Source organism: Bradyrhizobium sp. INPA03-11B, from assembly GCF_040446015.1.
GTDB lineage: Bacteria > Pseudomonadota > Alphaproteobacteria > Rhizobiales > Xanthobacteraceae > Bradyrhizobium > Bradyrhizobium macuxiense_A.
This window is the reverse complement of record NZ_JASGSR010000006.1, coordinates 79,962-93,557: the sequence shown is the minus strand read 5'-3', so window position 1 is coordinate 93,557 and position 13,596 is coordinate 79,962. Positions and strand designations below refer to the sequence as shown.

Below are 13,596 nucleotides of genomic sequence, written 5' to 3'. Positions count from 1 at the left end.
CAAGCCTTCATGCGTCTTGTCACCTACACTTTGGGCTCCAGCGGCGCCCGCCTCGGGGCCGTCGTCAACGGATTGGTCGTCGATGTCGAGCGCCTCGGCGCGTCACGCGGCCTTGCCTGGCCGGCCGACATGCTGTCCTTCATCGATAACGCCGTCACGCTGCTGCCGGCGTTGCAGCAATGCCTGGACAGTGCCAACGGAGGCCTGCCGGCCGGTGCAGCCGCTCCGATCGAGGATGTGAAGCTGCTGGCACCGATCCCGCGCCCGCGCAAGAACATCTTCGGCATTGGGCTGAATTATCGCGCGCATGTCGCGGAGTCCGCCAGGAGCCTGGACACCGACAAGGATCTGCCGAAGCAGCCGGTGGTGTTCTCCAAGCCGCCGACCTCGGTGATCGGGCCGGGCGCGGCAATCCAGCACAATGCCGGCATGACCCAGCAGCTCGACTGGGAGGTCGAGCTCGCCGTCATCATCGGCAAGACCGCGACCCGCATCCCGGTCGCGAAGGCGATGGATCACGTCTTCGGCTATTCCGTGATGATCGACATTTCCGCGCGCGACAATCGCCGCGCCGGGCAGTGGATCTTCTCCAAGGGCATGGACACCTACGCGCCGTTCGGCCCCTGCATCGTGACCGCAGACGAGATTCCCGATCCGCATGATCTCAGGCTCTGGCTGACCAAGAACGGCGTCATGAAGCAGGACTCCAGCACCAAATACATGATCTTCGACATTCCGGCCCTGATCGCCGACATCTCGTCCGGCATGACGCTCGAGCCGGGCGACATCATCGCGACCGGAACGCCCGAAGGCGTCGGCGCCGGCATGAGCCCGCAGGAATGGCTGTGGCCCGGTGACGTGGTCGAGGCCGGCGTCGATGGCGTCGGCGTCATCCGCCACCCGGTCGTCGCGATCTGATGACGTCGTTCTCGTTCGATCGCGAGCTGAGGTTCGGCGATTGCGATCCGTCGGGGATCGCTTATTTCCCGTCCTACCTGAACATCCTCAACGGCGTGGTCGAGGAGTTCTGGGCGTCGATCGGCTTTCCGTGGCCGGAGCTGATCACGATCCGCAAGATCGGGACCCCGACGGTGCACCTGACCTGCGACTTCTCACGGCCGTCGAAGTTCGGCGACCGCCTGACATTCGGCCTGTCCATCGTCAGGATCGGCCGCGCGTCGCTGCATCTGTCGCACGTGGTCACGGGCGCAGATGGCCTGCGCTGGCGCGCGCGGCAGATCCTTGCCGCGACCTCGCTCGCCGATCATCACGCGATACCCTGGCCCGATGACGTGCGCGCGGCGCTGATGTCGCATCTGCAAGCCGGCGAGGAGGCGGTGCCATCATGATCTCGCTGTTCATGACGTTCTCCGATCCGAAAGGCGAGCGGCGAATTGATGCGGACGATCTTGCGGCCGCGGTTGCCATGATCGGGTCGATTCCGGGGATGGCCGAGGGCCTGCTGTTTACGCCGCTGGAGCAATCGGTCGATCATCCCTACAAGGCCGACGGGGCCGGGCCGGTTTTTACCCTCCAGCTGCGTTTTCCGAACCTGTTTGCGTGCGAGGCCGCGATGGATCGCGGCGGCGTGCTCGCAGGTCTTGCGGCAGGTCGCGGACGGCCGAGTCTTGCCGGATTAGACGTGACGCATCAGGCGATGGTGACGCGCGCCTTTCCGGTCGACGACGCCAGGCATGCGAACGGGACGGTGACGCCGTGCAGCTACCTCGTGCATTATCCCGGACCGGCCGACGACATGAATGCCTGGAATCTGCATTACCTGGAGCATCATCCGTCGATCATGCGGACCTTCCCTGACGTCCGCCAGATCGAGATCTACACGCGGATCGATTGGGTCGACCGGCTGCCGTCGCGGCGGGTCGAGTACATGCAGCGCAACAGGCTGATGTTCGACAGCCCGCAGGCGCTTGCGCGCGCGCTGGGCTCCGACGTGATCAAGCGCATGCGCGCCGACTTCGTCCAGTTTCCGCCGTTTGCCGGCGGCAACAAGCATTTTCCGATGCTGACGAGGGTGGTGCGGCCCGTAGCATGATGGGATCAAGGCCGGTTGCGAGCCGCGCTGGAGATGCGCTCCTTGACTTAGGCCGTGAGCCCATAAAGCTGCCAGCGCACGGCTTGCAGAGTCCGCTATGCCTCGATAGCGACCAAATTCTGCAGCGCAGTTAAATGACGCGAAGGGCCAACAGCAGACCTGAGCATTTGCAGAAAACTGTTGAGCGGCTACTCAATCACTTCATCGGCGCGCATCAGGACAGAGGGCGACATATTCAGACCGAGCGCTACCGCTGTTCGTTTGTTGATCACAAGCTCAAAACTGGTCGGCTGTTCGATTGGCAATTCGGCAGGATTAGCGCCCTTCAATATCTTGTCCACGTAGGTTGCCGCTCGCCGCCAGATATCCTCGATGTTGGCGCCATAGGAGACGAGGCCACCGACATCGACATACGACCTCAGCTCATACATTGTTGGAATGCGGCTCAGCGCGGCCAGTTCGACGATTTGGCTGGCGTGGCTAAAGAGAAGGCCCGATGCCGGAATGAGGAGTGCGCCAGCTCCCGCCGTGGCCGCGGTCTTGAAGGCTTCCGCGATTTGGGCTGCATCGCGAACCTCGACTGACAGAAGCTTCCACCCGAGTGCCTGGCCTACAGCCGCGGCTGCTGGCCACAAACCGGCGTCCGTCGAATCCCAGAATACCGCCACAACCTCTGCGCTTGGAACGAGTTCCTTTAGCAATTCTAGGCGTTTTCCCGTGAGCTCCAGAGTTTGCATGCTCATCCCGGTGAAGTTTCCACCCGGGTGGGCAAGGCTCTGAACGAGCCCTTGGCGCACGGGATCAGAAGCAGCCGTCATAACGACGGGAATCGTCGTCGTTGCCTGCTTCAGTAAGGAGAGCGACGGTCCACCGCCAGTCGCAACAATGACATCGAGCTGGAGACCGGCCAGTTCGGCAACCGCCGCGATGCTGTCGGTGCCGCGCGGCTCGGTCACGAAATCACGGCCGTAAACGTAACCCAGTTCCGCCATTCCGCGCAGAAACGCACGTACGGTTCGGTTTGGCGGCAGCGGCCCCGTCATGTCAGTAGTCGGCCCGCCGATGCTGACAATTCCGATGTGCGCCATCTTCCGTGCAAGCTGAGCACGTGCTGCAATCGGCCACGCCGCAGCACCAACAACAAGTGCAATGAACTCGCGTCGCCTCACTCGCGCCCTCATCTATCGAGGCGGGATCAAGGTATCATATTGTCTGACCACGACGCCCTGCAAATTTGGTGTACCGCGATCGGCAGACGGCAGCGAGGGCCGCTTTGGGTCTTGGCCGTGTAAAAACGGCTTCGGCGGGACACGATCCGGAGGGCCGGGACTGAGTGTGGCTCAGGCCACGATCGCGGCGATCAGTGGCTTGGTCCCGACGATGTTCATGACGCGGGTCAGATTATAGGCGAGGACCGAGAGTGCCATCTCGGCGGCTACTTTTGGAAGCGTTTTCGTCAGGAAGTGTGTCGCCCCCATGCGGGCCTTCATGGTGCCGAATGGGTGTTCGACTGTCTCTCGACGCTGGCGCATCGCCTCTGGCTTTGCGTCGAGGCGCTGCTGCACTGCCTCGAGCAGGTGCTCGTGTTCCCGGCGAAGCAAGCATCTGCTTCTCGTAGACAGCAAGCTTGCCCATTTCCTCCTTTAGTTTGGTTAGCTTCTCGGTCAGCCTCGTCACCTTCGCGGCCAGCGCCTCGCTCGGCTCCTGTCGGTCGGCCGTGTCAAGTTGGCTCAGATAGCGCGCGACGCTGATCGTCGCGTTCGGTCCGACCGTGCAGGGTTATTCGGTCTGGAAACTCCGCAATGCACACGCAGACCGGAGCTCGCGGGTCATTTACCGGCAGCGGATCGCTGCGTCAGGCAGCCAACGCATCACCTTTGCCGACCAGCGGATCGCAGGTCGTTTGAGCGATCTTTCCCGCCGAGTTGAAACGGAAGCGCATCCGAAAGGTCTGCCCACCGCAAGCGCGGTACTCGAGACAAACGCCGCTCGTTTCCGGCACGACTGCCTTGATCTCGAAGGCGCCGGGGCCCTGATCGAGCAGCTTCAGCGTCCAGTACGCGCGCAACGCACACCGTCCTTCGAACCGGCCGCCTTCGCCGCAGTCCACCGTGGCATCGTCATCGTACAGTTCGAGCAGGTCCGGCAGGCGCACATGTCTGCAAGCGTCCAGCCAATCGACTACGATCGCTACAGCATCGAAAACCTCTGATGTGTTCGACATCACCGACCTCGTTCTGCCATCGCCCCATCCGCAGGCTAAGGATGGCAGCATGAACTGAGCCTGAACCGCACCGCGGCGGCCGGAACCTGTAGCGCGGCTGGCGAGAGTGTGAGTGCCAAGGGCGGTGGACGGGAACTCTGGGCGCCTCGCCCGGAAGGAACTTCCGTTCTTGGCATCAATTATTCTTGGCATCTATTGATGAGTAGTCGGCCAAGAGACTGGAAAAGAGATCGTGCGCGTCCGAGATCCCTACATTCCAAGACGGTCTTCGGAGCCTTCAGAGGATAGCAAGGAGTACAGGCGAGTTCGTCAAGCGCAGGCGGAGCGGTTCTACAGGGAAATTCTCGCGGAACTGCTTGACGCCAAGCTTCCGTTCCTGGTTGGGGGCGGGTACGCCGTTAATGCGCACACTGGCGCAAGAATCCCGACGAAGGACCTGGACATCTTCACGACCAGGGCTGAATTGCAACGACTGCTCGCTCACCTGAATCGCGGTGGTCGCCGAGTGTCAATCGTCGACGATAAGTGGCTCGGAAAGATCTACTACGGCGAGTATTTCGTGGATGTCATCTTCGGATCGAGCAATGGCATGGTTCCGGTCCAGGAAGGATGGTTTCACCACGCTCGCGAAGCTCAAGTACTGGGGCTTGGCGTACTGGTTATCGATCCCACCGAGCTCATCTGGTCGAAGGCCTTTATCCAAAAGCGATCTCGCCATGATGGCTCGGATATCGCGAACATCATATTGAAGCAGAGCAGCCGAATCGATTGGCAACGCCTCCTGGCCTATTTCGATGCTCATTGGGAAGTGCTGCTCTCTCATCTGCTGATCTTCCGATGGATTTACCCGAGTGAGCGGGATGCCATTCCGTCATGGCTGCTCGACGAGCTTCTCGAACGACTGAATCGGCAGCGCGAACTTCCGCCAACAGCAGCCAGGATATGCCGCGGTCGAATGTTGTCGCGCTCCGATTACCAGAACGCCGTCGAAGTGTGGGGATTTTTGGAAGCCAAAGGCAAATGCGACGATGACCAATGACACATCATTCACATTCGCGAGCATGGGCGACCTTCATGTGAAGGATGGCCAGCCGGGCTCGCTTCGCGAAGTATTCCGCCAAATCTCAAAGAGCGCCGGGGCACTGGTTCTTTGCGGCGATCTTACCGATACCGGAACTCCGAGTCAGGCGCGCGTTCTGGCGGAGGATCTGCGTGCGTGCACCGTCCCGGTGATCGGCGTTCTCGGAAACCACGATTACGAGTCGGGGCATGTCGACGAGGTGAAGCAGATTCTTTGCGATGCGGGCCTACGCCTGCTGGACGGGCAGGCGACCGAAGTAAATGGTGTGGCATTTGTGGGAGTAAAGGGCTTTGCGGGCGGGTTCGGACCGCGCATGCTCAGTTCATTCGGAGAACTCGCGATCAAGACGTTCGTTGCTGAAGCAGTGAACGAAGCGATGCGACTCGAAAATGTGATGCGCACCGTGAACAGTCAGCGTGCCGTTGTCGTCCTGCATTACGCGCCGATCGTCGAAACGGTCGAAGGCGAACCGCTGGAGATCTATCCGTTTCTCGGATGCTCGCGCCTTGCCGAGACCATTGACCGCTTCAGAGTGAGCGCGGTGGTGCATGGCCATGCACACCGCGGCAAGTATGAGGGGCGCACCCCGGCCGGAGCGCGCGTGTACAATGTCGCCGTGCACGTGCAGAAGCCCGATCACTTGCCTTATGCCCTGATTACGGTCTAGCGGTCGGCTTTGCGGAGGGCGTTGCACCCAACCACGGGCCAGTGGCGGGTCTGCGTGTTCAACCCGATGGCTCGCGGGCATGTTGCCACAGACCTCGATCGCAGCCCGGCCTCGGCGTCGTGCTCGTATCCTACCGGGTTATCGAAGGAGTGCCTCTGGATTTGCTGCCCCTACTGAACCATGCGACTGACGAACTCATCGCGTCCTATGGATACATCGCGATCTTCACGATCATCCTGCTCGAGAGCGCCGGCGTTCCCTTGCCAGGCGAAACCACGCTCGTCGCGGCGTCCATTTACGCTGGCTCGCATCATGGTCTGGATATTCGGTGGATCATCGCGACTGCGGCCGGCGCCGCGATTCTGGGCGACAATATCGGCTATTGGGTGGGCCGCACGATCGGGCGCAAGGCGCTGCTCAAATGGGGCAACTGGATCGGCCTGGACCAGCGCAAGCTCGATCTGGGCGAGTATCTCTTCCTGCGCCATGGCGGCAAGATCGTCTTTCTCGGACGCTTCATAGCGGTGCTCCGCGTGTTTGCCGCGGTGCTCGCCGGCGCCAATCGTTTCCCGCTATGGCGATTCTTGCTCTTCAACGCACTGGGCGCGATCACCTGGGCAGCAGTCTTCGGCGTCGGCGGGTATCTGTTGGGCCACAGCTTCGGTCGCGTAACGGGCCCGCTCGGCTGGCTGACGCTCGCAGCGGCGGGGATCACTATCTTCTACCTGTGGCGCTACTACAAACACCATGAGCAACAACTGCTCCAGGAGGCAGAACGCAATTTGTCCGTATTGCGGCAGCGGTACCGTCGTCCGAGGACCTAGCGTCTTGGCCGCGCTCAGACGTTCCCTCCGGTGGCCGCTGATCTGCGGCACCAGGGGATCGACGCGGAGGCCACGCCGCGGTTTGTGCGGGGTGTCGGGATGCGCGGATTACCCAACGGCGCTGCAACGCATGGAGTGGATCCGGGGGTGCGGCAAGACATGATCCGTCAGTTGAGATAGGAACATGACGAACGGCACAAAACTCCGGGGCGGACAAGCAATGAGCACCCCTAGGAAGCGGCGATGCGTGGAAACACCAGGCGGTCCGCAGCGCCTATGCAGCGGTGGCGCAGGCGCTGGCCAACAGTCCCGACGCGCGCCCTGCCTAGCTACTTCCCAGGGCAAATTGCTCGTAGCTAGTACTATAAGACTTTCTGGGATCACCGGTTTGGGTCATCTTCGACCGATTCAGCCGGTCTTGCCTTGGGGATTCATGTCTGCTTCGCTCCGATAGTGACCATGGTGCTGCGTCGCGGCGCACTCGCGCGATGGGCCAATTTCGGACTCCGAACGGGCGGCGTACCGTGGCATTCTGCCCCGTTCAGGCCCTGCAGCATGCAATTCGGGGCGAAGTTTTTCGGCTTCACCAAAGGGGTTACAATGCGCAATCTATTCTTAGCGTTGACCGCCATTGCGTTTTCGGTCGGCCCAGCATTTGCGGACGATGACTTTCCGGGCACCTACAAGCTTGTTAGCGCTACCCGAACCGTTGTCGAAACCGGCGAGACTAAAGATGCATACGGCAAGAACCCGAAGGGTTACGTCATGTACGGGCGGGACGGCCGAATGTTGGTACTAGTAACACACGACGGCCGGTCAAAGCCTTCGCGTTCGGACATGACAGACCAGGATCGAGCCGACCAGTACCGCACGCTGAACACATACGGCGGCACATACACGTTCCACGGTGATTCGGTTGAACATCACATCGACATAGCGGGCAACGAGACACGAGTAGGAACCACTGAGATTCGACAGATTAAGCGAGACGGCAATCGATTGATCTACGCAACGAAGCCGCAGCCGTTCTCGGCCGACGGAAAAATGAGCGTGATCACCTTGGTGTGGGAAAAGCTCAAATGACTGACGGCCTCTCTAGTCGAGATTGACGTCGGAAGTCCGCTCCGGGTCATTCGCGACTGGGGCGAGCCGGCAGCGAGTCCGGTCACGTCCGCTGCGCCGCCGGAAGCGGAAGTCAATTGAGAGCATTGGCGACATGGTGACGGGGGCGAAGCCGCGAGAATCGGAAATTGCAGTGGCTCGCGCCGCCAGCCAATGTTTGCGTTCTTTCCAGGTGGATGCCTCGCGCCGCATAGGCGTCGAAATCAAGCCCGCAAATGTTCGGCAGGATTTCCTTGTCTCCATGGCGAGCTGCGAATTTGCAAAAGCCGCAAGCCTTGTAATTGATTCCGAATTCAAACTTGTCACCCGGGCTCGGTTCGACGAAATCGTAGACGAAGTCTTCGGGAAACTCGTTCCGATGACTCTCTGTAGCGCTTTCTGTCGCCTGTTCGCGCAGCAAAGCCTGATTCTCAGGCGACATGAATTGACGCCCTGAGGCAAGGCGTTCCGCCTCGGGCTCCGTGAGCAATTGCGCCTTGTAGGTTTCACGTTCGATTTCGCCGATTATGGAAACCGGCACGCCGTGCCGCCGGAGCACCCGGCTGATGGCCATGAAGCCGGTGAGGCGCATGAAGAAATCGCTCATGCGACTTGCCGCGCCTCCGACATAGGGTATCTGGGTGAGCACGATCTGGAATTCGTCCATCACCTCCTGCCGAACTCGATCGATATCGGCGAGATGCGCGCGATCGCGCAACATCGCGTCGGCAAGGTCGAGGCGATGGCGCATGGCGGCCTCCATTGCGCCGCGATGCGACTCGTAAAACGGATGGATGGTCTCAGTCATTGGACACCTGACACGGTTGGATCGTTGCGACGTTGAGAAAGCTGGTGGTTTCATTCGGCGGCGATCGCCTCGATCTCCAGCAACCATTTGCTGTCGACGGTCTCGGCGATCACGACCGTCAGCGCGGGCTGATGCTCGCCGAGCATCTTGCGACGAATGGTGCGGTTGGGCACGACCTGATCCCGGCCGGTCAGGAACGTGGTGACCTTGACCAGTTGCTCGACGCGAAGGCCTGCGGCGGCGAGCACCTCCATGACGTTGCGCCAGGCCTGCTCGCATTGGGCCTCAAAACCATCCGGCACGGTGCCGTCTGATCTCTCAGGCACCTGGCCGCTGATGAAGAGCAGCCGGCGATGCTGCGTCAATTCAAGTCCCATGCAGTAACCGCCGGCGGGCGGGTGGAGCGTTGCGGGATTGTGGCTGACGATGTGAGCTGGCGGCATCGGGTGTCTCCGGATTGCGGGCTGACCGTATCCGGCGGCGTCGCCGCGGCGCAAAGCATGTTTGCTGCGGTTCAGGGCAAGAAAATCTATTGCAAGGCTACGGCCGGTCGGTGTCAAACTCCCGCGCGATGACCTACACCCTTCCACCTCTCAACGCGCTCCGCGCCTTCGAGGCCGCTGCGCGGCATCTCAGCTTCAAACTCGCCGCGCACGAGCTGCACGTGACGCCTGCCGCGGTGGGGCAGCAGGTGAAAGCGCTGGAGGCGCGCCTCGGCGTGCAGTTGTTCGAGCGGCTGCATAAGCAGCTGATCCTGACCGCGGCCGGTCAGGCCTATCTGGCCGGGGTTTCCGAAGGCTTTCGGCAGATCGCGGACGCGACCGCGCAATTGAAACCGGCAGCTGCGGTGCTGCTGCAATTGGGGGTCCACGGCAGCTTCGACCTGCGCCGCCTCAAATTGGCGGAGTTTCGCAGCGCGCATCTGGAAATCGGTTTGCAGGTGCTGCAGCCCGCCGGCTTGCACGAGTTGGCCGAGGGCAAGGTCGACCTGCTGATAGCCCGCGGCCTTGGCCACCATCCGGGCCATCGCTGCGACCGTGTCAACGAGGGATCCGGCTTGGGCGATTGGCTGATTGTGCCTGAAGGCACCGCAGATTGTCCCGAGGTCGTCAGCTTCCGCGAATGGCTGCGCGCTGTGATGGCCGAGAACCCGCTCGCAAACCACCGCTCTCGACTGGTCGGATAGCGGACTTGCGCTGCGATGATGGCAGTACACTCCTGATTTGCCCGACGTGTCAAGGTGATTTCGTAAAAAACGAATTCGCCCTCGACGCCCGCCGGCTACTGTGCATGGGGTTGTTTTCGATATTTTGGTGTCAGTGCCCGCCGAGGTAGGCGGTGATCAGCCGGGGATCGTGGATGAGGTCCTTGGCGGGGCCTGATTGCACGACCTCGCCGGTCTCCAGTACGTAGCCGTAATCGGCCGTCTCGAGCGCGGCGCGGGCGTTCTGCTCGACCAGCAGGATCGACACGCCGAGGTCGCGGAGCGAGGCGATGGTGCGAAAGATCTCGCGCACGATCAGCGGCGCGAGGCCGAGGCTCGGCTCGTCGAGCATCAGCAGCGCGGGCTTTGCCATCAGCGCGCGTCCCAGCGCCAGCATCTGGCGTTCGCCGCCGGAGAGGGTGCCAGCGGCCTGACGTTGCCGCTCCCTCAGCCGAGGAAAGCGATCATAGACCTCGTCCAGCGTCTTCTGGACGCCGGACCGATCGCGCAGGCTGTAGGAGCCGAGCAGAAGGTTGTCGGCAACCGACATGTCGGAGAACAGCTCGCGCTTCTCCGGAACGAGGCAGAGCCTGCGCTCGACGCGGTCCTCGACCGACATTTTCCGGATGTCGCTGCCGCGGAACACCATACTGCCGCGCGATGCGAGCAGGCCGATGGCAGCCATCAGCAACGTGGTCTTGCCGGCGCCGTTCGGGCCGATCACGGTGACGATCTGCCCCTCGTCGACCGACAGTGAGACGTTGCGGACGGCCTCGACGTTGTCGTAGCAGACGGTGACGTCGGTCATGGACAACATCTGGCTCATGCGACGCCTCCGAGATAGGCCTCTTGCACCCGCTCGTCGCTGCGGATCGCGCTCGGAACGCCCTCGCAGAGCTTGGAGCCGAAATCGAGCACCACGATGCGGTCGACCAGCGACATCACGAACTCCATGTCGTGCTCGACGATCAGGATGGTCAGGTGATCCGCCCGCAGCGAGCGGAGCAGCTCCGCCAGCCGCAGCTTCTCCTGGCGGCGCAGGCCCGCCGCCGGCTCGTCCAGCACCAGCAGCGCGGGATCCGCGGCGAGGGCGCGCGCGATCTCAAGGATGCGCTGGTTGCCGAGCGGAAGATTGCCCGCGAGCTCGAACGGCTTGTCGCCGAGCCCGACGCGCTCGAGCTGCATCAGCGCCTCGTGGCGGGCGCTGGCTTCCTCGCGTTGATTGAGACGAAAGGCGCCGGCGAACAGGCCGCTGCTGGTTCGGCCATAGGTGCCGAGCATGACGTTCTCCAGCAGGCTCATGCGCGGCCGCAGCTTGACATGCTGGAAGGTCCGGGCGACGCCGGCCTTGGCGATGCGGGATTGCGGATCGCGCACGATCGAGCGTCCGGCGAAGACGATGTCGCCCTTGCTGACCCGCAGCGCGCCGGTCAGGCAGTTGAACATCGTGCTCTTGCCGGCGCCGTTCGGGCCGATCACGGCAAGGATTTCGCCCGATCTTACCTCGAAGCTGACATTGTTGACCGCGACGAGGCCGCCGAACCGGCGCTCCGCGCCGTCGACCTTCAGAAGCAGTTCGCCCGGCGTCGGCTGCGGGCGGCGCGGCAGCGGCGGCGCCGGCTTTGGCCGCTCACGCCGGATCTTCGGCAGGTGGCGCGCGATCGAGGGAACGATGCCCTGCCGCGCCCATTGCAGGAACAGGATGAACAGCGCCGAGAAGGCGACGATCTCGAGCTGCCCGGATGCGCCCTTGGCGATCAGCGGCAGATAATCCTGCACGCTGTTCTTGAGCAGGGTGACGATGGCGGCGCCGACCACGCCGCCGAGCAGGCTGCCGGCGCCGCCGACCATCGTCATCATCAGATATTCGATGCCCATGCTGGCATCGAACGGACCCGGGCTGATGAAGCGGCTCATATGCGCGTAAAGCCAGCCGGAGAGCGAGGCGAGGAAGGCCGCGATCACAAATGTCACGAGCTTGATCCGGAAGGCGTTGATGCCGAGGCTCTCGACCAGCGTATTGCCGCCGCGCAGCGCCCGCATGGCGCGGCCGAGCCGCGAGTCCAGGAGATTGTAGCCGAGCAGGAGCACCAGGGCGACGATGCCCCAGATCAGGTAATAGATTTGCCCGCTGGAGACGAGCGCGAACGAGCCGACGCTGATCGGCGGGATCGACGAGATGCCGTTGAAGCGGCCGAGCCCGTCGACGTTGCCGAACAGGAAGCCGATCGCAAGGCCCCAGGCGACGGTCGACAGCGACAGGAAATGGCCCTGAAGCCGCAAGGTGACGACGCCGAGGATGGCCGCGACACCGCAGGTCAGCACCACCCCGAACAGCAGGCCGAGCCAGGGCGATTGCCCGTTGAGGGCCGAGACCCACGCCGTCGCGTAGGCCGCGATGCCGACGAACGCAGCCTGTCCGAACGACACGATGCCGCCGACGCCGGTGAGCAGCGCAAGGCCGATGGCGACGAGCGAATAGATGCCGATATAGTTCATCAGCGTGACGCTGAACGGGCTCAGGACGAGGGGTGCGAGTGCGAGGCACGCGAGCGCTGCTGCCGCAGCGAGCTGAACGTGAAGGCGCGTCATTCCTCGATCTCCTCCTCGGAATGCAGCGAGGCGAGGGATCGCCAGATCAGGATCGGGATCAGCAGCGAGAATACGATGACGTCTTTCAGCGCACTGCTCTGGAACGATGCGAAGCTTTCCAGGATGCCGACCCCGACCGCGCCGATCGCGGCACCGGGATAGCTCGTCATGCCGCCGACGATGGCGCCGACGAACGCTTTCAGGCCGATCAGGAAGCCGGAATCGTAGAACACGGTATTGACCGGCGCGATCAGGATGCCCGATACGCCGGCCATCAGCGAGCCCAAGAGATAGGCGATGGTGCCGGCCCGCGCCGGCCGGATTCCCATCAGCCGCGAGCCGGTGCGGTTGACCGCGGTGGCGCGCAGCGATTTGCCGACCAGCGTGAAGTCAAAGAACAGATAGAGCAGGCCGCTGAAGACGAGCGCGGCGATCACGATCAGCATGGTCTGGCCCGAGATCAGCACGCCGGCGAACTCCGTCGAGAACGAGGTCAGCGGCTCGGTCCGGACCCCCTCAGGGCCGAAGAACAGCAGGCCGAGACCGACCAGCGCGAAATGCAGCGCCACGGAGACCGTCAGCAGCAGCAGCACCGTGCCGTCGGCGATCGGACGGAACACGATCCTGTCGAGCAGAGGAGCGATCGGCGTGATCAGCATCAGCGCCAGCACGAGCCGGACCGCAAGCGGCGGGTCCATGCGCATGGTGAGCCAGGCGATGCCGACCACCGCCAAGGGAATGGCGAGATAGAACAGCAGCGCGCGTGGCAGCAGGCGGATATCGCCGCTCCGAATGAGCGAGATGATCTCGATCAGGGTCGCAAGGCACGCCAGCACCACGACCAGCGCGCCGGTCCCGGGAAAGCGCTTGGCATCGAGCGCCGCAAGCGTCAGCGCGGTGAAGGCGGCGATGTCGCCGAACGGAATGAAGATGACCCGGGTCACCGTGAAGATGAGTACGGTTCCGATCGCCACCAGCGCGTAGACTGCACCGGTGGCGATCCCGTCGATCCCAAGGATGGCCGCGATATCGCTCGTCATTG

At 62.6% G+C, this 13,596-nt stretch carries 15 protein-coding genes and 1 pseudogene; 8 read left to right on the top strand and 8 right to left on the bottom strand.

Going from position 1 to position 13,596, the window contains the following annotated elements; genetic code table 11:
- Window positions 1–9: 9 nt before the first annotated feature.
- The 3 genes from QMZ05_RS04070 to QMZ05_RS04060 are packed head-to-tail and all read left to right on the top strand — an operon-like array spanning window position 10 to window position 2,053.
- Window positions 10–918: a fumarylacetoacetate hydrolase family protein gene (locus QMZ05_RS04070; RefSeq protein WP_353699604.1), complete on the top strand. Its 909-nt coding sequence runs from the start codon at window positions 10–12 to the stop codon at window positions 916–918.
- The gene (locus QMZ05_RS04065; RefSeq protein ID WP_353699603.1) at window positions 918–1,349 is read left to right on the top strand and encodes a thioesterase family protein; all 432 of its coding nucleotides are present in this window, start codon (window positions 918–920) and stop codon (window positions 1,347–1,349) included. Before QMZ05_RS04070 ends, QMZ05_RS04065 begins: the two co-directional genes overlap by 1 nt.
- On the top strand, window positions 1,346–2,053 hold the full coding sequence (locus QMZ05_RS04060) for a hypothetical protein (protein ID WP_353699602.1): 708 nt from the start codon (window positions 1,346–1,348) through the stop codon (window positions 2,051–2,053). Before QMZ05_RS04065 ends, QMZ05_RS04060 begins: the two co-directional genes overlap by 4 nt.
- A 188-nt stretch (window positions 2,054–2,241) precedes the next feature.
- Here QMZ05_RS04060 and QMZ05_RS04055 read toward each other — a convergent pair whose 3' ends face one another.
- The 3 genes and pseudogenes from QMZ05_RS04055 to QMZ05_RS04045 form a co-directional block, all read right to left on the bottom strand.
- Window positions 2,242–3,222, bottom strand: a complete 981-nt coding sequence (locus QMZ05_RS04055; protein ID WP_353699601.1) for an ABC transporter substrate-binding protein — start codon at window positions 3,220–3,222, stop codon at window positions 2,242–2,244.
- 171 nt (window positions 3,223–3,393) lie between these two features.
- A pseudogene (locus QMZ05_RS04050) lies at window positions 3,394–3,660 on the bottom strand (transposase); the annotation flags it as partial.
- A gap of 248 nt (window positions 3,661–3,908) precedes the next feature.
- The gene (locus QMZ05_RS04045; RefSeq protein ID WP_353699600.1) at window positions 3,909–4,277 is read right to left on the bottom strand and encodes a nuclear transport factor 2 family protein; all 369 of its coding nucleotides are present in this window, start codon (window positions 4,275–4,277) and stop codon (window positions 3,909–3,911) included.
- Between the two features lie 232 nt (window positions 4,278–4,509).
- Between QMZ05_RS04045 and QMZ05_RS04040 the strand changes: the two genes are divergently transcribed.
- The 4 genes from QMZ05_RS04040 to QMZ05_RS04025 all read left to right on the top strand — a co-directional run bounded on the left by QMZ05_RS04040 (window position 4,510) and on the right by QMZ05_RS04025 (window position 7,932).
- Window positions 4,510–5,316 (top strand): hypothetical protein, encoded by an 807-nt coding sequence (locus QMZ05_RS04040; RefSeq protein ID WP_353699599.1) that lies wholly within the window; start codon window positions 4,510–4,512, stop codon window positions 5,314–5,316.
- Complete coding sequence (locus QMZ05_RS04035) at window positions 5,306–6,025, top strand: metallophosphoesterase (RefSeq protein ID WP_353699598.1); 720 nt, start codon at window positions 5,306–5,308, stop codon at window positions 6,023–6,025. The genes QMZ05_RS04040 and QMZ05_RS04035 overlap by 11 nt, the downstream gene beginning before the upstream one ends.
- A gap of 161 nt (window positions 6,026–6,186) precedes the next feature.
- Window positions 6,187–6,849, top strand: a complete 663-nt coding sequence (locus QMZ05_RS04030; protein WP_353699597.1) for a DedA family protein — start codon at window positions 6,187–6,189, stop codon at window positions 6,847–6,849.
- 600 nt (window positions 6,850–7,449) lie between these two features.
- A complete protein-coding gene (locus QMZ05_RS04025; RefSeq protein WP_353699596.1) occupies window positions 7,450–7,932 on the top strand; it encodes a lipocalin-like domain-containing protein in 483 nt (160 codons plus the stop codon).
- Between the two features lie 112 nt (window positions 7,933–8,044).
- On the opposite strand, the gene QMZ05_RS04020 is transcribed toward QMZ05_RS04025, so the two are convergent.
- Both QMZ05_RS04020 and QMZ05_RS04015 read right to left on the bottom strand, forming a co-directional pair.
- Window positions 8,045–8,758 carry an L-2-amino-thiazoline-4-carboxylic acid hydrolase gene (locus tag QMZ05_RS04020; RefSeq protein ID WP_353699595.1) on the bottom strand — a complete coding sequence of 238 codons (714 nt, stop codon included), beginning with the start codon at window positions 8,756–8,758 and terminating at the stop codon, window positions 8,045–8,047.
- A 50-nt stretch (window positions 8,759–8,808) separates the two neighbouring features.
- Window positions 8,809–9,201: a RidA family protein gene (locus tag QMZ05_RS04015; RefSeq protein WP_353699594.1), complete on the bottom strand. Its 393-nt coding sequence runs from the start codon at window positions 9,199–9,201 to the stop codon at window positions 8,809–8,811.
- A 128-nt stretch (window positions 9,202–9,329) separates the two neighbouring features.
- Between QMZ05_RS04015 and QMZ05_RS04010 the strand changes: the two genes are divergently transcribed.
- A complete protein-coding gene (locus QMZ05_RS04010) occupies window positions 9,330–9,944 on the top strand; it encodes a LysR family transcriptional regulator (protein WP_353699593.1) in 615 nt (204 codons plus the stop codon).
- 130 nt (window positions 9,945–10,074) lie between these two features.
- On the opposite strand, the gene QMZ05_RS04005 is transcribed toward QMZ05_RS04010, so the two are convergent.
- Genes QMZ05_RS04005 through QMZ05_RS03995 form a run of 3 tightly spaced genes read right to left on the bottom strand, consistent with a single transcriptional unit; the run spans window position 10,075 to window position 13,594 of the window.
- Complete coding sequence (locus QMZ05_RS04005; RefSeq protein ID WP_279710749.1) at window positions 10,075–10,788, bottom strand: ABC transporter ATP-binding protein; 714 nt, start codon at window positions 10,786–10,788, stop codon at window positions 10,075–10,077.
- Window positions 10,785–12,554: a branched-chain amino acid ABC transporter ATP-binding protein/permease gene (locus QMZ05_RS04000; RefSeq protein ID WP_353699592.1), complete on the bottom strand. Its 1,770-nt coding sequence runs from the start codon at window positions 12,552–12,554 to the stop codon at window positions 10,785–10,787. Before QMZ05_RS04000 ends, QMZ05_RS04005 begins: the two co-directional genes overlap by 4 nt.
- Window positions 12,551–13,594 carry a branched-chain amino acid ABC transporter permease gene (locus QMZ05_RS03995; RefSeq protein ID WP_353699591.1) on the bottom strand — a complete coding sequence of 348 codons (1,044 nt, stop codon included), beginning with the start codon at window positions 13,592–13,594 and terminating at the stop codon, window positions 12,551–12,553. Before QMZ05_RS03995 ends, QMZ05_RS04000 begins: the two co-directional genes overlap by 4 nt.
- Window positions 13,595–13,596 lie beyond the last annotated feature (2 nt).

What these genes read in the sequence shown, in the direction of transcription:
- QMZ05_RS04070 (WP_353699604.1), top strand. Translation starts at nt 10, where the DNA reads ATGCGTCTTGTCACCTACACTTTGGGCTCCAGCGGCGCCCGCCTCGGG.
- QMZ05_RS04065 (WP_353699603.1), top strand. Translation starts at nt 918, where the DNA reads ATGACGTCGTTCTCGTTCGATCGCGAGCTGAGGTTCGGCGATTGCGAT.
- QMZ05_RS04060 (WP_353699602.1), top strand. Translation starts at nt 1,346, where the DNA reads ATGATCTCGCTGTTCATGACGTTCTCCGATCCGAAAGGCGAGCGGCGA.
- QMZ05_RS04045 (WP_353699600.1), bottom strand. Translation starts at nt 4,277, where the DNA reads ATGTCGAACACATCAGAGGTTTTCGATGCTGTAGCGATCGTAGTCGAT.
- QMZ05_RS04035 (WP_353699598.1), top strand. Translation starts at nt 5,306, where the DNA reads ATGACCAATGACACATCATTCACATTCGCGAGCATGGGCGACCTTCAT.
- QMZ05_RS04025 (WP_353699596.1), top strand. Translation starts at nt 7,450, where the DNA reads ATGCGCAATCTATTCTTAGCGTTGACCGCCATTGCGTTTTCGGTCGGC.
- QMZ05_RS04020 (WP_353699595.1), bottom strand. Translation starts at nt 8,758, where the DNA reads ATGACTGAGACCATCCATCCGTTTTACGAGTCGCATCGCGGCGCAATG.
- QMZ05_RS04015 (WP_353699594.1), bottom strand. Translation starts at nt 9,201, where the DNA reads ATGCCGCCAGCTCACATCGTCAGCCACAATCCCGCAACGCTCCACCCG.
- QMZ05_RS04010 (WP_353699593.1), top strand. Translation starts at nt 9,330, where the DNA reads ATGACCTACACCCTTCCACCTCTCAACGCGCTCCGCGCCTTCGAGGCC.
- QMZ05_RS04005 (WP_279710749.1), bottom strand. Translation starts at nt 10,788, where the DNA reads ATGAGCCAGATGTTGTCCATGACCGACGTCACCGTCTGCTACGACAAC.
- QMZ05_RS04000 (WP_353699592.1), bottom strand. Translation starts at nt 12,554, where the DNA reads ATGACGCGCCTTCACGTTCAGCTCGCTGCGGCAGCAGCGCTCGCGTGC.
- QMZ05_RS03995 (WP_353699591.1), bottom strand. Translation starts at nt 13,594, where the DNA reads ATGACGAGCGATATCGCGGCCATCCTTGGGATCGACGGGATCGCCACC.